Below are 19248 nucleotides of genomic sequence, written 5' to 3' on the forward strand. Positions count from 1 at the left end.
CCGTTTCTCAGCGCGCGCCGATCACGCACTCGGTGCCGATCTTGCCCCGCGCCTCGCGCGACTTCGCCGCGTCGTCCGCGCTCATCCCCATGTTCTCCGGGTCGGCCTGCACGGCGGCCTGGTCGTCGCCGATCAGCGTGCGCAGCCCGTCCTGCGAGATGCCCGTGTCGACGAAGACCTTCGCGGCGCAGTCGGCCAGCGCGGCGTCGTTGAGCCCCTTGTCCTGCAGCGACTTCGAGAGGTCGGCGGCGGTCAGCTCAGGCGCCTCCTCCCCGCCGCAGCCAGCGAGTACCGGCAGCGCGATCAGTACCGCGACGATCAGGGTTTTCCGCACCCGAATCCTTCCCTCTGCGTGTGCATCCGCTGCGGATCATGCCGTACCCGCCGCACTCCGCACCAGCCCCGATCTCAGCGGGTGAGCGGTGCCAGGTAGCGGGTGGCGAAGGCGCGCAGCGCGGCCTCGTCGCGCAGATCGAAGCAACCGTGCGGGGTGAGGACAACGGACTGGGCCAGCCGCAGTGCGATCTCCGCGGCGGCGTCGGCGTCGAAATCCGGTCGCAGCGCGCGGCACTGGGCGGCGAGGAATTCCCGGCAGGCCCGGAGAATGGGGGCGCCCTCGGTGGTGAGGTGCGGCAGGAAGGTCTCCGGCTCGCTGCGCAGCAGCCTGCCGATCAGCGGGTCGGTGCGGACCAGCAGCACCGCGCGCACGAACCCCTCGGTCAGCCGCTCGCCGACGGTCGGGCGGTTCGCCACCTCGGCCGCGATCTCGGTGAGCCCCCGGAGGATCCAGCGCTGCAGCGCCGCCGCGATGAGCTCGTTCTTGGTGCCGAAGCGGCGGTAGACGGTGGTGCGGTCGACCTTCGCGCGGCGCCGGATGTCCTCCACCGAGACCCGGCGCAGGCCGTACTCGCTGAGCTCGGCCAGCGCCGCGTCCAGGATCCGCGCGGTCACCGGGTCCCGCCCGGTGCCCGGCTCCGCCAGCAGCGCGGTGCTCATGACGCCCCGCGCACCCTGGCGATCCCGGCCAGCGCGCGCGGGGCGTAGCGCACCCGCTCCGGCAGCAGCGGCCAGACCCGGCGCACCAGCGCGGTGCAGCGCGCCCGCTCCAGCGGGCCCCGCCTCAGCCCGAGCCGTTCGCGCACCGCAGGCGGCATGGTGCCCGCCGCGACCACCATGTACTCCCGCATGAAGCGCTTGCCGAACAGCTTCCAGACCAGGTCCGGCACGACGGGGAGCCGCGTCTCGGCCGGATCGTCGGGGTCGAGGGCGCGGAAGATCGGCTCCCGCGGCTCGGTGCAGAAGTCCGAGTGCTGGGTCACCCCGGCGCCGAGCCCGGGCAGCATGAGCTGCATGATCCCGGCGGCCGGGGCCAGCGGGTAGGTGCGCCGGTCGCCGAAGTACTGCCAGGTCAGCGAATCGGGACCGGGCGGGGCCGTAACCTGCCCTACGGAAGACATAGAGCAACACTAATTGACCATTTGTTGCTCAGCAATGGGCTAGGGTTCCAGCCATGGTGAAGCTGAACCAGCACCGCACCGGCTCCGGCGAACCGCTCGTCCTGGTGCACGGCATCGGCAGCCGCTGGCAGGTGTGGGAGCCGCTCTTCGACCGGCTGGGCGAATCGTTCGAGGTCATCGCGGTCGACCTGCCCGGTTTCGGCGGCAGCGCGCCGCTGCCGCACACCACGGTCGAGACGCTCACCGACGCGCTCGCCGAGTTCATCGCCGCCGAGGGGCTGGAGCGGCCGCACCTCGGCGGCAACTCCATGGGCGGGCTGATCACGCTGAACGTCGCCGCGCGCGGCCTCGCCCGCTCGGTGACGGCCTTCTCCCCCATCGGCTTCTGGGGCACCGCGGGCCGGGTCTGGTGCCAGCAGTCGCTGGGCCGGGCGCGCGACCTCGGCCGGGCCATCGAGCCGCGGCTGCCCGCGCTGCTCGGTAACCCGGCCGGGCGCACCGCCCTCCTGGAACTGGTCTTCGGCAAGCCGTGGCAGGTCACGCCCGAGATCGCGCTCGCCACCGTGGAGGGCGCGGTGAACGCACCCGGCTTCCCGGAGGCGCTGGAGTCCTTCCGCGACGCGCGGCTGCACGAGCTCGGCGCGCTCGCCGACATCCCGGTGACGGTGGCCTGGGGTAATCGCGACATCCTGCTCACCTATGCCACGCAGAGCCGCAAGGCGCGGCAGCTGCTGCCGAACGCCAGGCACATCACGCTGCGGGGAAGCGGGCACACGCCGTTCTACGACGACCCGGCAGGCTGCGCGCGGGTCCTGCTCGACCAGCGCTGATCAGCCGCGGCGCGGGGCCAGCGACGCCGGGTCGGCGGTGCCGAGCAGCACCCGCACGGCGGTGTCCCAGCGACGCTGAATCTTCAGGTTGCCCGCCATGTCACCGGTGAGCAGGGCCCGCATGGCGAGCCCGGTGACGATCTCGATGGTGAACTCGGTGATGATCGGCACCCGGCTGTCGTCCGGGAACTCGCCGCGGAACGCCTCGCGCACCCGGCTCTGCATCTGCTCGAAGAGCCGGACCTCCAGCGGAAGGAACTCCGCGCGCAGCTCCGGATCGGTGCGCGCGGCCACCCACATCTCCAGCGCCGCGAGGAATTCCGGGCCGGAGAGCATGCGCGCGGTCAGGTCGACCGCGCGGGCCAGCCGGTCCGCACCGCCGGACAGCGCGTCGAATTCCGCCTCCAGCTGGGCGATCCGGCGCAGCGCGACGTGCTCGACCGCGCCGGCCAGCAGGTCGGCCCTGGTCGGGAAGTGGTGCTGCAGGGTGCCGCGCGGCACCTCGGCGCGCTTCTGCACCTCGAGCGTCGTCGTGCCCGCGTACCCGACCTCGACCAGGCTGGCCACGGTCGCGTCGAGCAGCCGCGCGCGCATGCGGGTGCGCCGCTGCTCCTGCGTCTCGCGGACCCGGCCGGGCACCGATCAGCGTCCCTGCCAGACCGGTTCGCGCTTCTGCGCGAAGGCGATCGCGCCCTCGGCGGCGTCCTTGGAGAACAGCGCGGGCAGCGCGATCTCACCCTGCTTGGCGAAGGCCTCGGCGCTCGGCCAGTCCGGGGACTCGTCGATGATCCGCTTGCTGGCCGCCACCGAGAGCGGGGCGGCCGCCACGATCTCCGCCGCCAGCTCCAGCGCGACCTCGAGCGTGGTGCCCGGCTCGACCACCCGGTTCACCAGCCCGAGGTCGTAGAGGCGCTGCGCCGCGATCTGCCCGCCGGTGAGCGCGAGCTCGGCGACGATCGGCCGCGGCAGCCGCTGGGTCAGCCGGAGCACCCCGCCCGCCGCCGCCACCAGCCCCCGCTTGACCTCGGGAATCCCGAAGCGCGCGGTGCTGGAGGCGACGATCAGGTCGCCGGCGAGCGCCAGCTCGAAGCCGCCTGCCAGCGCGTATCCCTCGACCGCCGAGATCATCGGCTTGCTCGGCGGCTTCGCCGTGATGCCGAGCGGGCCGCGCTTCTCGGTGATCGGCATCTCGCCCTTCGCGGCGGCGATCAGATCCATGCCTGCGCTGAAGGTGTTCTCCGCGCCGGTGAGGACGAGCACCCGGGCGCTGTCATCGGCTTCGAAGGCGTCCACCGCGGCCTCGATGGCGCGGGCGGTGGCCAGGTCGATGGCGTTGCGCGCCTTCGGGCGGTTCACGGTGAGCAGCGTGATCGCACCCCGCTGCTCGACCAGGAGCGAGTCGGTCATCGCACAGTCCTCTCGGTGAGCAGGGTGAGCCGGTCGGCGGCCGCGATCTCGACGCCCGCGCCGAGCGGGTCACCGTCGGTGAAGGCCGCGACGGTCTCCGCGTCCGAGGCCCGCACCAGTATGCGGGCACCCGCCGGATTCAGGGCGCTGATCACGACAGCTTCCGGCTCGTCGGCGCGGTCGGGGCCGCTGCCCCTGCGGTACGCGACGGTGTAGGACTCGACGGTGGCCCGGCCGGTGTAGCCGGGCGCGGTGGCCCGGCGGGCGGCGGGCACTTCGGGCTCCTCGGCCCGGAAGCGCGCGGCCGGCGGCCGGGTGGAGAGCACCGCGGCGCCGTGCTTGGTGATGTACCAGCCGAGCGCGGTGGCCAGCCCGAAATCACCAGGGTGCGCGCGCAGCACCTGGACCAGGGCGGCCAGCGAGTGCGTCGTGTAGTTGTTGCCCGGCCCGCCGGCGAAGGTCAGCCCGCCGGTGAGGGTGAGCGGGCGCGCCGGGTCGTCCAGCGCGAGCCCGAGCGCCTCGGCCGCCACCTGCACCGCGATCGGGAAGCAGGAGTACAGGTCGATGTGCGCGACCTCGTCGATGCCGACCCCCGCGCTGCGCAGCGCGGCACCGCCCGCGGCGGCGATGGCGGGCGAGCCGGCCAGGTCGGCGCGCTCGGAGACGAACCACTCGTCGGTGGCGGTGGCGGCGCCGTGCAGGAAGACCCAGCGGTCGTGCGGCACCCCCGCCGCATCCGCCGCGGCGGCGCTGCACACGATCAGCCCGGCGCCCTGGTTCACCGTCAGGTTGGCGGTCAGCAGCTTCGGGTACGGCGTCGCGACCAGGCGGTTCGACGGGGTCGGCACGATCAGGTCGGCGACGGAGTGGCGCTCGGGCTGCCAGGCGAAGGGGTTGCCCGCGGCGATCTCGGAGAAGCGGGACCACAGCGCGCCGATCCGCGCCAGGTGCGCCTCCTCGGTGAGCCCGAGCCGGGCGCGCAGCGCCGTCTCCATGAGCGCGTAGAAGTACACCGGACCCCACAGCCCGGCGGCGTTCTCCATCTCCGAGTTCGGGCCGCGATCGGTGCCGACGACCTCGTCCGGCACCGCGCCCGCCGGCTCGTCCGGCCAGCTCGGGGTGGTGCCGGTGCGCGCAGCGGCGATCCCCGCGGCCACCGCCTCGGCGCCGGTGAGCAGCGCGACCTCGGCTTTCCCGTCGGCGACGGCCTGCGCCACCCGGCCGAGCAGCTTGACCGGGGCATCGCCGCCGAAGCGCACCGACTGCAGGGTGCGGGCGGGGGTGGCGCCGAGCTCGGCGGCGGCCAGCGCCCCGAGGTCCTCGTACGGCTTGCTCACCGGCGAGACCGCGGCGACCAGATCGGCCGCGCGCAGCAGCCGGTCGCCGGTGCCGCTGTCGGCGCCCGCAAGGCGCAGCGCCTCGGCCGCGAGTTCGGCGGGGCCGGGCAGCCCCGGCTCCTTGCCGCGGTGCACCACCTGTCCGGCTCCGACCAGGACCGGGGTCCGTGGATCCACTCCGGCTGGCAGCATCGTTCCTCCGCTCGTCGGCAGTTACCGTCAACAGTGACGGTAACTTGAGCGGGGCCGATCCGCCAGCGATACGTTCTGGCAAGCCCTGGATTTTCTGGGCAGCGCTGTTAGCATTCGTTCGATTTGCCAGACAGTCGGGGTGTGGCGCATCGCACAACGGAGGGGGTGTGCGTCACGAGAACCCCGGCACGACGCCGGAGGCCCCCACCGTGCAGAAGACCGCGAGCTTGATGCTGTCCGCCCTCACCGGACTCTCCGCCCTGCTCGTCACCACCGCGACGCCGGCTGCCGCCAATCCGAACGCCATCAACCCGATCCCGGTGCTGAACGGAAGCACCGGGCTGCCGAACCTGAACGGCCGCGCGCGCGCCGTCTTCCAGGTGACCGGCATGGCGAGCCCGAACAACACCCAGACCTACAACGTGCTCGGCACCGACCTCGGCATCATGTGGGACAACGGCAGCGGCGAGATGCTCACCGCCTTCGGCGACACCGCCGGGCTCGGCTTCCCCAATCTGCTCGCCGGCAGCGTGTGGGCCTGGCGCAGCAATATCCTGCTGCGCAGCGATACCAGGGACCCGGCGAACGGCATCTACTTCGACAGCGTGGTGCGTGACGTTTTCGGCCAGGCCAGGGATCTGATCCCCAGCCCGAAGGTGCCCTTCCTGGAGATCAGCCGGATCCCCACCGCGGGCATCTCGGTCGGCGGAGTGCAGTTCATGAGCCTCATGTCGATCAGGACCTGGGATGCCGCCGGCCAGTGGACCACCAACTTCTCCGGGCTCGCCGCCTCCGCGGACAACGGCGAGACCTGGGCCGAGCTGCCCGCCACCAAGCGCCCCAACGAGGGCGGCAACGCCAACTTCCAGATGAACGCCTTCGTCGGCCGCGGCGAGTGGGTCTACGAGTACGGCACCCGCTCCGGCCGGAACAACGCCGCCTACGTGGCCAGGGTGAAGGGCGCCGACATCGGCAACCTGGCCGAGTACGAGTACTGGGACGGCGGCGGCTGGAAGAAGGACGACGTGAACGCGGCGGCGCCGATCATGGGCGGCGTCGGCGAGCTCTCGGTGCTCTACAACGAGTACCTCGGCCAGTACGTCTCGCTCACCACCGACCCGTTCAACTCGGTGGTGCTGCGCCGCTCGCCGTCGCCGGAGGGGCCGTGGAGCGCGCCAGAGGTCATCATCGACACCCGTGAGCTGCCGTCGGCGTACGCGCCGTCGATCTTCCCCTACCAGACCGGGCGCGACCTGTACTTCATGACGACGGTGCACAGCCAGTACAACGTGGTGCTGATGCGCACCACGCTCTGACCGGCTTCCTAGACTGGGCGGCATGGATGCCGCCGCATGGGACGAGCGCTACGCCAGCACCGAACTCGTCTGGGGCGCCCCGCCGAACAGCACCGTGGTCGAGCACATCCACGGCATGGAGCGGACCGCCGCGCCGCCACCCGAACCGGACGGCACCGTCCCGGAGCTGCCGCGCGCGCTCGACCTGGCCTGCGGCGAGGGGCGCAACGCGCTCTGGCTGGCCACGCACGGCTGGCAGGTGCACGCGGTGGACTGGTCGCAGGTGGCGGTGGACAAGGGGCGGACCGTCGCCACCCGGCTCTCCCGCTCGGTGCGGACCAGGATCACCTGGCAGTGCGCCGATCTCACCGACCCGGCCGCGCTCGCCGGGCGGTACGAGCTGGTGCTCATGGTCTTCCTGCACCTGCCGCCGGATCAGCGCCGGGCACTGGTGCGCCGGGCCGCCGAGGTGCTGACGCCCGGCGGGACGTTGCTCGTGCTCGGCCACGACACGACCAATATCAGCGACGGGTACGGGGGGCCGCAGGATCCGGCCATCCTGTTCACGCCGGACGACATCCGCGCCGACCTGGGGCCGCTGTCCGGGCAGATCCGGATCGCGGTCGCGGAACGGGTGCTCCGGGCGACAGAGGATCGGGACGCCATCGATGCGCTCGTCGTCGCGAGGCGAAGGGAAGAAGTTCCCGGGGCCTGACCCCACTCAGCTGGACCAGCGGCGCAGCCACGGCTCGACGACTGCCTCGATCTCGTCGAATCCGCGCCGGAACGAATGCGGCTGGCCCGTGACCACATGCAACTCCGCGACGTCACCGGCGTCGGGAATCCCGAACGGATCACTGCCGCCGTTGATCACCACCACCTCGGCGTCGGACGCGGCAAGCAGCTCCTCGCGCCGCGACCGCTCCGGCTTCCCCGGCGGGTGCAGCGGAAAGGAGAGCGCGAGCACCCCACGCGCCCCCACCGCGGTGGCGGTCCGGCAGGCCACCCGCGCCCCGTTGCTGCGCCCGCCCTGCACCAGCGGCACCGGCCCGTAGCGCTCGCGCAGCGCGGCGACGACCTCCAGCCACGCCGCATCCTGCTTCTCCGCCGACCCCGGCGCCCGGGCCCCGGCCACCCGGTACGGCTGCAGCACCCGCGCCACCGCCGCCCCGCAGCGAACTGCCAGGTCACGCACGGTGAGCAGATCTTTCGCGTCGACTCCGCCGCCCGACCCGTGGGTCAGCAGCACCAGCAGCGACGGTTCGTCGGCGGCGTCGATCTCGACCTCGGCCGCCCCCGCACTGGTGTCGATGCGCACAGTCAACGGTAACGAGTCGATGTTCCTCGCGTCACATCGACCCATTCCACTTTGCTACCTCATTACCGGCCGGTAATATGATAAGTAAGTTACCCGCGAGTAGCTGCATCCTGGGCGGGAACGGCAGACAACCGACCGCACCAACTCAACGGAGAGTGAGTACCGACATGGGTCACTACAAGAGCAACATCCGCGACCTGGAGTTCAACCTCTTCGAGGTGCTCGGCCTGGAATCGCTGCTGGAGACCGGCGCGTGGGGCGATCTGGACGCCGACACCGTGCGCGAGATGCTCAAGGAGGTGCGCCGGCTGGCCGAGGGCCCGCTGGGCGAGTCCTTCGCCGAGACCGACCGCACCCCGCCGACCTTCGACCCCGAGACCCACACGGTGCACCTGCCCGAGCCGTTCAAGAAGAGCTACCGCGCGCTGCAGGACGGCGGCTGGGACCGGCTCGGCGTACCGGAGGAGCTCGGCGGCCTGCCGATGCCGCGCGCCGCGTACTGGGCCTTCGCCGAGCTGATCCTCGGCGCGCAGCCCGCCGCCTTCATGTACGCCGCCGGCTCCGGCTTCTCGCAGATCTTCCACGACAACGGCACCGACGAGCAGAAGCAGTGGGCCAAGATCGTCGCCGAGCAGGGCTGGGGCGCCACCATGGTGCTGACCGAGCCCGATGCCGGCTCCGACGTGGGCGCGGGCCGCACCAAGGCGGTCGAGCAGGAGGACGGCTCCTGGCACATCGAGGGCGTCAAGCGCTTCATCACCAACGGCGACTCCGACGACCTCTTCCCCAACATCATGCACCTGGTGCTGGCCCGTCCCGAGGGTGCCGGTCCCGGCACCAAGGGGCTCTCGCTCTTCTTCGTCCCCAAGTTCCACTTCGACCCGCAGACCGGTGAGCGCGGCGAGCGCAACGGCGTCTTCGTGACCGGCCTGGAGCACAAGATGGGGCTCAAGGCCTCCTCCACCTGCGAGGTCACCTTCGGCGGGCACGGCGTCCCGGCCAAGGGCTGGCTGGTCGGCGGGGTGCACAACGGCATCGCGCAGATGTTCGACGTCATCGAGCACGCGCGGATGATGGTCGGCACCAAGGCCATCGCCACGCTCTCCACCGGCTACCTGAACGCGCTCGACTACGCCAAGCAGCGGGTGCAGGGCGCCGACCTGACCAAGATGGCGGACAAGGCCGCGCCGCGCGTGACCATCACCCACCACCCGGACGTGCGCCGCAGCCTGATGACCCAGAAGGCGTACGCCGAGGGGCTGCGCGCCGTCTACCTCTACACCGCCGCGCACCAGGACGTCGCGCTCGCCGAGCGGGTCTCCGGCGCCGATGCCGACCTCGCGGCCCGGGTCAACGACCTGCTGCTGCCGATCGTCAAGGGCGTCGGCTCGGAGCGGGCCTACCAGTACCTGACCGAATCGCTGCAGACCCTCGGCGGCTCCGGCTTCCTGCAGGACTACCCGATCGAGCAGTACATCCGGGACGCCAAGATCGACTCGCTCTACGAGGGCACCACCGCCATCCAGGCGCAGGACTTCTTCTTCCGCAAGATCGCCCGCGACCGCGGCGTCGCGCTCGGCCACGTGGCCGGGCAGGTGCAGAAGTTCATCGACTCGGAGGCGGGCAACGGCCGGCTCAAGGGTGAGCGCAAGCTGCTCGCCACCGCGCTGGAGGACGTGCAGGCCATGGCCGCCACCCTCACCGGGCACCTGATGGCCGCCCAGGAGGACTCCGCCGAGCTGTACAAGGTCGGGCTCGGCTCGGTGCGCTTCCTGCTCGCCGTCGGCGACCTGCTGATCGGCTGGCAGCTGCTGCGCGGTGCCGAGCGGGCGATCGCCGCGCTGGACAGCGGCGCGGGCAAGGACGAGGCGTTCTACACCGGCAAGGTCGCCGTCGCGCAGTTCTTCGCGCGCAACGTGCTGCCGGAGCTGACCGCCACCCGCGCCATCCTGGCCACCCTGGACAACGAGATCATGGAGCTCGACGAAGCGGCCTTCTGACCGCGACCAGCTGCTCGACGACGGCCCGGTGCACACCGGGCCGTTGTCGTTTCCGGGTGCGCCCCCTTCCGATTTCGGGGACAGCAGGCAGAATGGGCCACGCCGACCGGCTATGGAGAAGGGACCGCCTGGATGAAACGCTCGCTGTCAGCCCTGGTCACGGCCGGTGCGCTGGCCCTGACGCTGTCCGTCACCGGCGGTGCGCCCGCCGGGGCCGACCCGAACAACGTCAACCCCATCCCCGGCATGAACGGCCAGCCGCGCGGCCTGCCCCGGCTGCCGGGACCGACCGAGGCCGTCTTCCAGGTCACCGGCATGGACAGCCCGAACCGCACCGAGCGGTACAACATGCTCGGCACCGACCTGGGCGTCATGTGGGACGGCAACGGCACGCTCTTCACCGCCTTCGGCGACAGCGCCGGGCTCGGCGTCCCGAACCTGCTCGCGGGCAGCATGTGGGCCTGGACCAGCAACGCACTGTTCCGCTCCGGCAACCACGACCCGGCGAACGGGCTGCGCTTCGACAGCTTCGTGCCGAACCCGCTGCCGAGCCCCAAGATCCCCGGCATCGAGATCAGCCTGATCCCGACCGCGGGCGTTTCGGTCGGCGGCGACCAGTACCTGAGCATGATGTCGGTGCGGGCCTGGGGCGACCACGGCAAGTGGGACACCAACTTCGCCACCCTCGCCGTCTCGCACGACCACGGCCAGACCTGGCAGCAGCTCACCACCACCCGCCGCGCGAACGTCGACGGCCACGAGCGCTTCCAGCAGAACGCCTTCCTGAAGCGGGACGGCTACGTCTACCGCTACGGCACCCCCGGCGGCCGGAACAACCCCGGCTTCGTCTCCCGCGTCGCCGAGCCGGAGATCGCGAACATCGACGCGTACGAGTACTGGGACGGCAAGGGCTGGAAGCTGAACGACCCGCTCGCCTCCGCGCCGATCGTCGGCGGCGTCGCCGAGCTCTCGGTGAACTGGAGCGGTTACCTCGGCAAGTACGTCATGACCACCACCGACCCCACCAACTCGGTGGTCGCGCGCACCGCAGACGCGCCCGAGGGGCCGTGGAGCGAGCCGCGCGTGCTGGTCGACACCCGCGACCTGCCGAGCGCCTACGCCCCGATGATCTGGCCGTACCAGACCGGCGACGACCTGTACTACCTGCTCACCGTGCACAACCAGTACAACGTGCTGCTCATGCGCACACCGCTGGACGCCCTGCGCTGAACGCGCGATCGGCCCGCCGCGGGGAGCTCCGCGGCGGGCCGATGTGCGTTCCGGGTCAGCCGATGCCGCTGTCCGCGCCGCCGCCGGTGGAGGAGCCGGTGCCGAGCAGGCCGAGCAGCGCGGTCAGGATGACCGACAGGCTGTCGCCCTGGCTGGGCGGGGGCGTGGAGGGGGTGGCCGAGGCCAGCCCGGCGCCGAACATCAGCCCGGTGGCGGCGAGCACGGTGACTGCGGCGGCACGTACCTTCATGAAGCTTTCCCATCATCCGATCTGAAACGGCGCTGTTTCGCCGTCCGTGCGGACTGTCTACCAGAGATCCCGCGCCGACAGACCGGTTTGTCGAGATGTGAATCATGTTTCCTTCTCATCCGAAGCCCGCCGTACGGGTGCCGAGTTCTCCGATAGCCCCCTAAGATCGGGGCCCATTAGGGGATCGAAGGGGAATTGTGTGTCGGTCGATGAACGGACACCGGTGCGAATCGGCGTCGTCGAGGATCACGCGGTCATGGTGGCCGGGCTGCGGAACATCCTCGCCCCGCACCGGGAACTGCGCATCGAGGCCGCCGCGGTGACCGTGAAAGAGCTGCTCGTCCAGGAGGTTCCGCTCGATCTGGTGATTCTCGACCTGCGGCTGAACGACGGCTCGTCGCCCGGCGACAATGTGAACAAGCTGCGCGAAGAGGGGCTGCGCACCCTGGTCTACACCTCCGGCGAGGACCCGTACCTCATGCGCGCGGCGGCCAGGGCGGGCGCCGTCGGGATAGTGCTCAAATCCGAACCGCCGGAACGGGTGGTCGAGGCGGTGCGCGCCGCCGCCCGCGAGGACGGCGAGCTCGGCACCGAACTCGCGCTCGCCATCGACGGCGACGAGGATTTCGCCGTCGACCTGCCGCCGCAGCTGCGCCAGGTGCTCGAGCTCTACGCCTCCGGCGAGACCGCGGCCAGGGTCGCGCACCTGATGGATATCGCCGAGGACACCGTCACCGAGTACCTCAAGCGCATCCGCCGCAAGTACGAGGCTGCGGGGCGCCCCTCCGGAAACCGCGCCGAGCTGCTGAAACGAGCCGTGGAGGACGGATGGCTGCCGATTCCGCGCCGCCGGGGGAGGTAAGCACCGAGCTGCGGATGAAGCGGCTCTTCGCCCGCTTCGTCGCCTTCGGCTACCTGGCCTATTTCCTGGTGCTCGCCTCCGATATCGCGGACAGCGCGCGGTCCACCTCGGCTTGGTGGCTGCCGCTCGCCGTCGTCGCGGTCTTCGCCCCCGCGCTCGGCCTGGTGGTGGCCGCTGCCCCCGAGCGGCCGCACCGGCTCGGCCTCGCCGTCTCGGCGGCCGCCGCCGGCTTCCTGCTCGCCGTGGCGACCTGGCCGCTGGCCTGGGACGGGCGCGAGGTCGACATCGACCACGGTGTCTGGCTCTCCACCATCCCCGGGCTGCCCGCGCTCGCCGTCGCCATCGTCTGGCCACCGCTGCCGACCATCGCGCTGCTCGCCACCACCATCGTCGGCGCCCAGCTCGTGAACGCCGTGCTCCGCGTGAACCCGCCGAACATCTTCGTCGAGATCCCCTGGTCCTTCTCCTTCACCCTGCTCTACACCTGCGCCGCGCTCATGGCGCTGCGCACCGCCCGGCTGCTCGACCGCACCCGCTCCTCCGCCGAGGCCACCGCCGCCACCGCCTCCGCGCGCGAGGCGCAGCAGGTCGAGCGGGCGCGGATCGACGGGCTCACCCACGACTGGGTGATGAGCGCGCTGCTCGCCGTCGGGCGCACGCCCGACGACCCCGGGGTGGTGCGGCAGGCCGAGGAGGCGATTCGGCAGGTCGAGCAGTTGCGCTCCGAGGGGTTGAGCGATGCGCCCTTCGACGCGGAAGCCGCTGCCGCACACCTGCGTTCGGCTGCCGCCGCGGTGGACGCTCAGCTCGGGATCGAGCTCGAGGTCGTGTCGGCGTCGTCGTACCCTGCCGAGGTGGTGCGCGCGATGGGCGCGGCGCTGGCCGAGGCGTTGCGGAACAGTCTGCGGCACGCGGGATCCGATGCCGACCGGGCCGTCGCGCTGCGAGTCGAGCCGCGTTCGCTCACCGCGGTGGTGACAGACGACGGGCGTGGGTTCGACCCCGCCGCAGTACCTCCGGAACGTCTCGGCGTGAGCATCGGCATTCAGGGGCGGATGCGGCAGCTGCCCGGCGGGGCCGCCGCGGTGACCTCCGCGCCCGGGGTCGGGACCAGCGTCCGGCTGACCTGGCAGGCCGCATGAGCCGTGGCGACGCCTGGACGCTGCTCGGCGCCCGCACCTGGGTTGCCTGGGTGCTGACCGGGTGCTACCTGCTGGCCACCGTCGCGCAGCCACTCGCCTCGTGGAATACGTACACCGCGTGCTGGCCCGTCGTCGGCGCCGTTCTGCTTTTCACCGTGGCCGGGGTGGTTTTGATCGCGACCCCCGGCGACCCCATGCCGCTCTGGGCCACCGTCGTCATCGTGATCGCCTGCCCACTGGCCTGCGCCCTGCAGCTCAGCGCCTTCGCCCTGCCGCTGCAGACCCCGCACCAGCTCTGGCCGGTCGGGGCGTCCGTGGTGCCGTACACCTTCCTCTGCGTGCGCCGCCGAATCGTGGCCGGTTGGATCGGCGGAATCTCGCTCACCCTGGTCTGCCTCGGCTGGACCACGCTCACCGGTCAGCCCTGGGGCAAGGCCATCTCCATCTCGGTCCTGAACGCGGGCCCGCTCATGATGAGCACCCTCTTCGCCGTCACCGTCGTCCCCGCCGCCGACACCATCTACCGGCTGCGCGCCGAGAACACCCGGCGCGCCGCCGATGACGCCGCCGCCGGTGCGGCGCTCGCCGTCCGGGACGCGCGCCTGCGCCGGTTGGATCGGCTCGTTCGCCCGGCGCTCGATCGGATCGCCGCCGGGCCGCCGTTCCGGGAAGCGGAGATCTCCGAATTCCTGGTACTGGAGGCACATCTCCGTGACACCCTGCGGGCGCCAGGCTTGGTGGGAACCGAGCTCGACACCGCTGTCCGGGCGGCCAGGGAGCGGGGGGTTCGGGTGCGGTTGCACGACGACGGTGGGCTCACCGGCACCGACCCCGCTGTCCGTGAACGGATCCACCGGCGAATCGTCGAAGAGCTGGACACCGTCACCGAGGGCGTGGTGACGGTACGGATCCTGCCCACGGGGCGGCGGCGGGCGGTCACCCTGGTGAGTTCGGGAGCCGATGCCGCGCGGCGGCTCGATCTCGGTCGCGACGGGATTGCCACACAAGCCGCCGACAGTTCGCCGCTCCCCTGACCGCGAGATTACAGGGAGTCCGGCGGCCCCGTCGGCTTGCCGAGGCTGTCACGTTCGGCGGAGAACGTGGCCGTACGTACACGCGGTGCAGCGCTGGGCGAGCACCCACCTCGGCGGTGATCTCTACGAAATCGTATGCCCGCCCCGCAGGTCGGTGTATTCGCGGAAGTACCCGCGCAGCGCCAGCTCGAAGGCTCGAGCTCGTTCGAGTGAGTCCATGAAGTGGAGGCTGTCCCGGCTCAGATACCAATCCATCAGAGCAGCGGCGTCGTCCGGCCGCCGCTCGACTAGGCACAGCACAACCGTGCCCCGGAAGCGATTCGGCAAGACGCTCTCCGGAACCCCCGGCTCGTGGGGAGTCACCGCCAGCGTCTTCAGATCATCGAGCGTTTCGCGCGCGGAAAACCATGTCGATACCGGCCCGTTCACAGTGCTCAGGTACTTGCCGACGCCTTCGGCAACCTCATGCACGACGGGAATCGGAAACACGAGCGACAAATCTTTCGGTTGCACCAGCGAATCGAAGCCTTCGTGGTCGACGTAGTTCACACTGTCCGGATCGACGACCGGCGAATCGAGCCGAGCCTCGGCGGGAATTCCTTCCAGAAACTGCCCCACGGCCGCGGAGAACAGAAACGCATGACCCCGGATCACGAACCCACCGGCTCGGCGCGATGCGAGATAGGCCGACACCAGCTGCTGTACCGAGGCAGGTGCACCCTCCGGCCGCCGCCGGAACCACAGCCAGTCAGGATCGCCGCCGCGCTTCTCGACCTCGAACCCGTTTATCGCACATTCGTGCACCAACGCTTCGACGATCCCACTTCGCAGTTCCAAATCGGGACTTTTCCCCACGCTCATTCGGTCCCTTCTCGGGCGATTCAGGCCAGGTGCGCGAACAGGCGGAGCAACGGCACGCTTCGGATTCGTTGCCAACGCTCTGCGCGCGGCACGCTGCTGATGTCAACCGCCCCCGTTCGAGCGAATCCATGAAGTGGAAGTTCTCGCGACCGAGATACCGATCCATCAGCACGGCAGCTTCGAGCGCTACCCGGCCGCCATCGGCATGGGATCGGGTGATGTGGACGCGACCGGTCCCGCGATCGTCGGGGGGCCGAACACCGTCACCGAGGGTGTGGTGACGGTGCGAATCCTGCCTGCGAGGCTGGCGGCGAGCAGTCACCCTTGCTTCGCTCGGAGGCGACGGTGGTCCGGCGGCTGGATCTCGGCCGCGAAGGGATCGCCACGCAGCCAGCCGACAGCTCGCGACACCACTGGCTTGAAGCTCACCTCGAGCGAGCGAGCGCATACTCCGGAAAGCGTTGCCGTAGAGCGGAATCGAATGCCTGTACCCGTTCCCGAGAGTCCGAACGCTTGTACCTCTCCCACAAGAGGTACCGGTCCATCAAGCCGACTGCGTCGCCCACCCTGTCATCGAGCAGGCACAAAACCACAACCCCGCGGAAACGCGACGGCGACGGCCACCCCGGATCGGTCTCGCGCGGCCGGAGTGCCAAACCTACCAACTTGTCGACGCTGTCACGTGCGGCCAAGAATGCCGCCACCTCCCCTGTGACGCACTCCATGAATCGGTCGACGCCGTCACCTACACCGTAGTCGATGACATGGAAATCTCGATCGAGGCTGGAGGGATCCTTCAGACCAGCGAACGAGTTCATATCGAGGAGATTCCGCTGGGCATACTCATTTCCTGGGCGAAAGCTGCTGTCGAGTGCCGAATCCGGTATGTCGAACAAAACCTCCTCGACCGCAGGCGACAGCAAATTCACCATACCTTGAAACCGCACTCCCCCGGTTCGTTCGGAGTCCGAGACCAGCGCTTCGACCGCAGCGACCGTTCTCCCTTCGATCCCCCTGCCCTGGATTGTGAACCATACCCGTCGCCACGTCGGCACCCGGACGCCAGGCTCCTCCGACGGCCCGCCGTCCGGTGGATCGCTGACCGAGTACCCCTCCAGTTTCATCTTTGCGGTAATTTCACCGATCACATGCACTGCCAGTTCGGCTCTGCTGAAACCCATTCGATCGGACACCTTCCCTTCGAGATCTCGGCAAACGAAGCGTACCGGCTGACCCGGCTCGAGGGCAGCCGTCAGACGAGGTGCGCTCCAAGCGCAATGACGACATTCGCTTCGGCAGGCGAGGAGCAGCCTAGCATTCCGATCCTCGGAATCACATTGACAGTCAGGGAGCGATTCACCTCCCGCCTTTTGAACAGCGAAACCGATACTCGGCGCGTTGTCTGTACCGGGCTTTCGGAGAAGGGGCTGTGCACGGGAACTCGTGTAGCCGCCGATATTTCCATAGGATCGGGCCGCACTCGTCCGGTCGCGTTGAGAACCAATTCCGTCGCTGCCTGTTTCGCTCGCGCGAACATAGCTCTGGCGATGCGCCCGCTTGCCTCGTCACGCCGAGCCAATTCGTTTACGAGCTCCCCCCAGGCCAGGAGTTTCGACCTGGTCAATTCGAGCGGAACGGATGAGTGATCCTTGGGCTTACGTGTGAACGGGCCATAATTCTCTTCGAATTCCATCGCGGCTTTACGCAGGACTTCGTCGGTCGGCACGTAGCCGTCCGGGCCATTCCAACGAACAGTCTCCACGCGATCTACTACGACGTTGGATGGTTCGTCGAACCCCAGAGCCCTAAGCCGCCGATTCAGAAACTCGTCCTCTCCGAAGTCGAGAATTTGATCTCCGCCCCGGTAATGAGTATAGCCCGGCAGTTGAGCGTCGGTGTAACCAGCACCCCATGACTTCGACTCGATCATCACCAGGTTTCCCTCGGGATCGCGAGCAAGAAAGTCCGGTTTGAACCCGCCCTTGAGCCCTGGCACCAAAATAGATATTTGATCGCCGGTAGCGACGATCGTATACCCGTCGAGCTGGATCTTGGCACGAGTAAGCGCATCGCCTATCTTGCCTTTCATCGACGAGAACAGGGGACCGGCGAACCACGAGTCGTTCCACCTGTTCGAGTGATCCGGCTTGATCGGTTCCATCCCCGCAGGGGATCGCGGCGGGGTTGCAGTTTCCAGCCTGCGGCCCCACTCGGCATGATTCTCGGGTAGCCGAACATTCGGCCACCAAGACTCCGCGCCCAGCGGAACATCGCCCGATCTCCGTCGATTGTAGAACATATCCGAGTGCTCACCGGGAGCGCGGCGGGGGACTTGGTTCGACCGCCTCGGCCCAGGGCGCGAGTGGAGTCCCCTCGGTGCGTCGGGGGGAAAAATCTCTCCCCCTGGAGGATCGGTATGCGGGCGACCGAATGGGCTGTACTGCGCGGGCGGCACCGCACCGTCGATGTGCGGGTTCGGCCTGCCATCGATTTCGGGCAGGTCGAGATCGGGATAATGCGGAGTCACGCCGAAATGGCCGAGGTCGTCCACGATTCCGCCGAAGCGGGCACCGCGGGCGAGGGCCGAGAGGCCTTTCGGGCCGGGCACGAAGAAGGTGCCGATGCCGAAGAGCGCGGCGCCGATGGTCTCCCCCGGCTTGTCCTCGAACTCGTTCCAGTCGACTCCGATGGTGAGCATCGACAGGTTGTTGTAGGAGTTGAGCAGCGCGTGCGTGGGATCGAGCTTCCCGTCGGGGCTCCAGATCGTATTGCCGTGCTCGTCCCGCTGGTTGCCCTGGAGATAGAGGTAGTCGAGGGCCATCTGCCTGCCCATGTCGCCGTAGCTGCTCAGGGTTTCGTGCTGAGTCGGGAGGTTCAGGGCGCGACCGTGGTCGTCGTACCAGCCGAGCAGCCCGCCGAAGCCGACGAGGGTGTGCGCCGCGGCTTTGCCCGCGCCGCGCTGGAGCGGGTTCCAGAAGTAGACCGCGTCGATGGCCTTGTCGATCAGCCCGGGAACATCGACGGTTCCCGGCGCGATCGTGTGCTCCAGAACCTTGCCGCCGTCGTCGAAAACGGTTGTTTCACCGGATTTCTCGACCACGGTAAGGGTTCGGTCGTGCGGATCGAATGTGGATTTCGTGTCTGCTTCGGTGTCGAAATGGGTTCGGGTGCCGTCGAGATCGAAGTACTCGACCGTGCGGACGGCGTTGGAATCCTTGTCGCGAACTTCCCGCTTCTCGACACCGTTGCTGTCGATGTAGATCGCGAGGGGGTCACCGCCGGGCGTGGTGTCGGTGCGCCAGCGCAGCAGCGCCCCCGGGTCACCGCTCGGGTCGGGCGCGATATTCCAGCGAGTTCCGGTGGTGTCCGTCGACCAGCCGTAGCCCCCCGGGTCGATCTGGCCGACCAGCGAGCCGGGGAGGAAGCCGCCCCGGCCGTCGGGGAGGTCGCCGAACAGCGTCCGATTTCCCTGGTTGTCGACCCCCATGCTGTCCCAGTTGCCGCGGGAGTTCCGGCTGCTGCCGAGCAGTGCGACGGGGTTGCCGTCGGCGTCGAGCCGGGTGGCCTCGACGGTGGTGAGGTTGGGGTTGCCGCCGAAGACCACGTCGGGGGCGCCGGTAGTGGAGCTGCCGGGGTCGTAGACGTAGCCGTAGATTCCGTCGGTTGTGCCGTTCGACTCCTTGTTCGCATAGATCGAGGGGCCGCTCGTGCTGTCGGTCCAGGACTGCAGCCCGCCCGCGCCGTCGCCGGCCAGGCGGTTGGTGCTGGTGCCGCCGTCGGAGTTGGTCCAGGAGCGGTCGACCGAGTTGGTGCCGTTGCCGACCGGGATGGTGTAGGTGACGTCGACGCCGTTCTCGCGCGTCGTCCAGGTGTCGCCCTCCTTCTTGCCGGTCAGGTCGGGCAGGCCGAGCTCGGCGGGTTTACTGGGTTCGTTGGGAGCCATGTCCCATCACCTCGATAGTTGGGGGGCAGGAGATCTGCGGGGTGGCGGAACCAAAAAAGCCGTGCTCGCCCCTTCAGGGGGCGAGCACGG

The 19248-nt window shown here is 69.7% G+C and carries 19 protein-coding genes; 8 read left to right on the top strand and 11 right to left on the bottom strand.

The genetic code is table 11. The annotated features are described in order from the left end of the window. Positions 1-7 precede the first annotated feature (7 nt). The 3 genes from ACFO0B_RS15925 to ACFO0B_RS15935 form a co-directional block, all read right to left on the bottom strand. On the bottom strand, positions 8-334 hold the full coding sequence (locus tag ACFO0B_RS15925; RefSeq protein ID WP_378613226.1) for a hypothetical protein: 327 nt from the start codon (positions 332-334) through the stop codon (positions 8-10). Between the two features lie 74 nt (positions 335-408). Continuing rightward, positions 409-996, bottom strand: coding sequence for a TetR/AcrR family transcriptional regulator (locus ACFO0B_RS15930; protein WP_378613227.1), 588 nt, complete (start codon positions 994-996; stop codon positions 409-411). Then, entirely contained in the window at positions 993-1457 is a 465-nt protein-coding gene (locus tag ACFO0B_RS15935; RefSeq protein ID WP_378613228.1) for an oxygenase MpaB family protein, read from the bottom strand. Before ACFO0B_RS15935 ends, ACFO0B_RS15930 begins: the two co-directional genes overlap by 4 nt. A gap of 53 nt (positions 1458-1510) precedes the next feature. Between ACFO0B_RS15935 and ACFO0B_RS15940 the strand changes: the two genes are divergently transcribed. Continuing rightward, positions 1511-2287, top strand: a complete 777-nt coding sequence (locus ACFO0B_RS15940) for an alpha/beta fold hydrolase (protein ID WP_378613229.1) — start codon at positions 1511-1513, stop codon at positions 2285-2287. Here the strand turns inward: ACFO0B_RS15940 and ACFO0B_RS15945 are convergent, their stop codons facing one another. From ACFO0B_RS15945 to ACFO0B_RS15955, 3 genes are read right to left on the bottom strand one after another with little or no spacing between them, the layout of a single operon-like run. Next, entirely contained in the window at positions 2288-2926 is a 639-nt protein-coding gene (locus tag ACFO0B_RS15945; protein ID WP_378613230.1) for a TetR/AcrR family transcriptional regulator, read from the bottom strand. Positions 2927-2929: 3 nt separating this feature from the next. Then, positions 2930-3694: a crotonase/enoyl-CoA hydratase family protein gene (locus ACFO0B_RS15950; protein ID WP_378613231.1), complete on the bottom strand. Its 765-nt coding sequence runs from the start codon at positions 3692-3694 to the stop codon at positions 2930-2932. Then, positions 3691-5223, bottom strand: coding sequence for a thiolase C-terminal domain-containing protein (locus ACFO0B_RS15955; protein WP_378613232.1), 1533 nt, complete (start codon positions 5221-5223; stop codon positions 3691-3693). Before ACFO0B_RS15955 ends, ACFO0B_RS15950 begins: the two co-directional genes overlap by 4 nt. A 209-nt stretch (positions 5224-5432) precedes the next feature. Between ACFO0B_RS15955 and ACFO0B_RS15960 the strand changes: the two genes are divergently transcribed. Next, on the top strand, positions 5433-6539 hold the full coding sequence (locus ACFO0B_RS15960; protein ID WP_378613817.1) for a DUF4185 domain-containing protein: 1107 nt from the start codon (positions 5433-5435) through the stop codon (positions 6537-6539). 22 nt (positions 6540-6561) lie between these two features. Then, entirely contained in the window at positions 6562-7233 is a 672-nt protein-coding gene (locus ACFO0B_RS15965; protein WP_378613233.1) for a class I SAM-dependent methyltransferase, read from the top strand. Positions 7234-7239: 6 nt separating this feature from the next. Here the strand turns inward: ACFO0B_RS15965 and ACFO0B_RS15970 are convergent, their stop codons facing one another. Continuing rightward, complete coding sequence (locus ACFO0B_RS15970) at positions 7240-7836, bottom strand: alpha/beta hydrolase family protein (protein WP_378613818.1); 597 nt, start codon at positions 7834-7836, stop codon at positions 7240-7242. A gap of 167 nt (positions 7837-8003) precedes the next feature. On the opposite strand from ACFO0B_RS15970, the gene ACFO0B_RS15975 reads away from it, so the two are divergent. Both ACFO0B_RS15975 and ACFO0B_RS15980 read left to right on the top strand, forming a co-directional pair. Beyond that, on the top strand, positions 8004-9836 hold the full coding sequence (locus ACFO0B_RS15975; protein ID WP_378613234.1) for an acyl-CoA dehydrogenase: 1833 nt from the start codon (positions 8004-8006) through the stop codon (positions 9834-9836). A gap of 132 nt (positions 9837-9968) precedes the next feature. After that, the gene (locus ACFO0B_RS15980; protein ID WP_378613236.1) at positions 9969-11066 is read left to right on the top strand and encodes a DUF4185 domain-containing protein; all 1098 of its coding nucleotides are present in this window, start codon (positions 9969-9971) and stop codon (positions 11064-11066) included. A gap of 55 nt (positions 11067-11121) precedes the next feature. Here ACFO0B_RS15980 and ACFO0B_RS15985 read toward each other — a convergent pair whose 3' ends face one another. After that, positions 11122-11316 carry a hypothetical protein gene (locus ACFO0B_RS15985; protein ID WP_378613237.1) on the bottom strand — a complete coding sequence of 65 codons (195 nt, stop codon included), beginning with the start codon at positions 11314-11316 and terminating at the stop codon, positions 11122-11124. A gap of 199 nt (positions 11317-11515) precedes the next feature. Between ACFO0B_RS15985 and ACFO0B_RS15990 the strand changes: the two genes are divergently transcribed. Genes ACFO0B_RS15990 through ACFO0B_RS16000 form a run of 3 tightly spaced genes read left to right on the top strand, consistent with a single transcriptional unit; the run spans position 11516 to position 14354 of the window. Continuing rightward, complete coding sequence (locus ACFO0B_RS15990) at positions 11516-12178, top strand: response regulator (protein ID WP_378613238.1); 663 nt, start codon at positions 11516-11518, stop codon at positions 12176-12178. Further along, positions 12145-13320, top strand: a complete 1176-nt coding sequence (locus ACFO0B_RS15995; RefSeq protein WP_378613240.1) for a sensor histidine kinase — start codon at positions 12145-12147, stop codon at positions 13318-13320. Before ACFO0B_RS15990 ends, ACFO0B_RS15995 begins: the two co-directional genes overlap by 34 nt. Continuing rightward, on the top strand, positions 13317-14354 hold the full coding sequence (locus ACFO0B_RS16000) for a hypothetical protein (protein WP_378613242.1): 1038 nt from the start codon (positions 13317-13319) through the stop codon (positions 14352-14354). The genes ACFO0B_RS15995 and ACFO0B_RS16000 overlap by 4 nt, the downstream gene beginning before the upstream one ends. Positions 14355-14477: 123 nt before the next feature. On the opposite strand, the gene ACFO0B_RS16005 is transcribed toward ACFO0B_RS16000, so the two are convergent. The 3 genes from ACFO0B_RS16005 to ACFO0B_RS16015 all read right to left on the bottom strand — a co-directional run bounded on the left by ACFO0B_RS16005 (position 14478) and on the right by ACFO0B_RS16015 (position 19158). Next, a complete protein-coding gene (locus ACFO0B_RS16005; RefSeq protein WP_378613243.1) occupies positions 14478-15215 on the bottom strand; it encodes a hypothetical protein in 738 nt (245 codons plus the stop codon). 425 nt (positions 15216-15640) lie between these two features. Beyond that, positions 15641-16396, bottom strand: a complete 756-nt coding sequence (locus ACFO0B_RS16010; RefSeq protein ID WP_378613244.1) for a hypothetical protein — start codon at positions 16394-16396, stop codon at positions 15641-15643. A gap of 71 nt (positions 16397-16467) precedes the next feature. Continuing rightward, on the bottom strand, positions 16468-19158 hold the full coding sequence (locus ACFO0B_RS16015) for a hypothetical protein (RefSeq protein WP_378613245.1): 2691 nt from the start codon (positions 19156-19158) through the stop codon (positions 16468-16470). Between the last annotated feature and the right edge of the window lie 90 nt (positions 19159-19248).

It is taken from the genome of Nocardia jiangsuensis (genome assembly GCF_042650385.1).
Lineage (GTDB): Bacteria > Actinomycetota > Actinomycetes > Mycobacteriales > Mycobacteriaceae > Nocardia > Nocardia jiangsuensis.

Bases quoted from the DNA above. Each gene is read 5' to 3' on its own strand.
- ACFO0B_RS15950 (WP_378613231.1), bottom strand. From the start codon at position 3,694: ATGACCGACTCGCTCCTGGTCGAGCAGCGGGGTGCGATCACGCTGCTC.
- ACFO0B_RS16005 (WP_378613243.1), bottom strand. From the start codon at position 15,215: ATGAGCGTGGGGAAAAGTCCCGATTTGGAACTGCGAAGTGGGATCGTC.
- ACFO0B_RS16015 (WP_378613245.1), bottom strand. From the start codon at position 19,158: ATGGCTCCCAACGAACCCAGTAAACCCGCCGAGCTCGGCCTGCCCGAC.
- ACFO0B_RS15935 (WP_378613228.1), bottom strand. From the start codon at position 1,457: ATGTCTTCCGTAGGGCAGGTTACGGCCCCGCCCGGTCCCGATTCGCTG.
- ACFO0B_RS15985 (WP_378613237.1), bottom strand. From the start codon at position 11,316: ATGAAGGTACGTGCCGCCGCAGTCACCGTGCTCGCCGCCACCGGGCTG.
- ACFO0B_RS15995 (WP_378613240.1), top strand. From the start codon at position 12,145: ATGGCTGCCGATTCCGCGCCGCCGGGGGAGGTAAGCACCGAGCTGCGG.
- ACFO0B_RS15980 (WP_378613236.1), top strand. From the start codon at position 9,969: ATGAAACGCTCGCTGTCAGCCCTGGTCACGGCCGGTGCGCTGGCCCTG.
- ACFO0B_RS15940 (WP_378613229.1), top strand. From the start codon at position 1,511: ATGGTGAAGCTGAACCAGCACCGCACCGGCTCCGGCGAACCGCTCGTC.
- ACFO0B_RS15930 (WP_378613227.1), bottom strand. From the start codon at position 996: ATGAGCACCGCGCTGCTGGCGGAGCCGGGCACCGGGCGGGACCCGGTG.
- ACFO0B_RS15975 (WP_378613234.1), top strand. From the start codon at position 8,004: ATGGGTCACTACAAGAGCAACATCCGCGACCTGGAGTTCAACCTCTTC.
- ACFO0B_RS15965 (WP_378613233.1), top strand. From the start codon at position 6,562: ATGGATGCCGCCGCATGGGACGAGCGCTACGCCAGCACCGAACTCGTC.
- ACFO0B_RS16000 (WP_378613242.1), top strand. From the start codon at position 13,317: ATGAGCCGTGGCGACGCCTGGACGCTGCTCGGCGCCCGCACCTGGGTT.
- ACFO0B_RS15955 (WP_378613232.1), bottom strand. From the start codon at position 5,223: ATGCTGCCAGCCGGAGTGGATCCACGGACCCCGGTCCTGGTCGGAGCC.
- ACFO0B_RS16010 (WP_378613244.1), bottom strand. From the start codon at position 16,396: ATGGGTTTCAGCAGAGCCGAACTGGCAGTGCATGTGATCGGTGAAATT.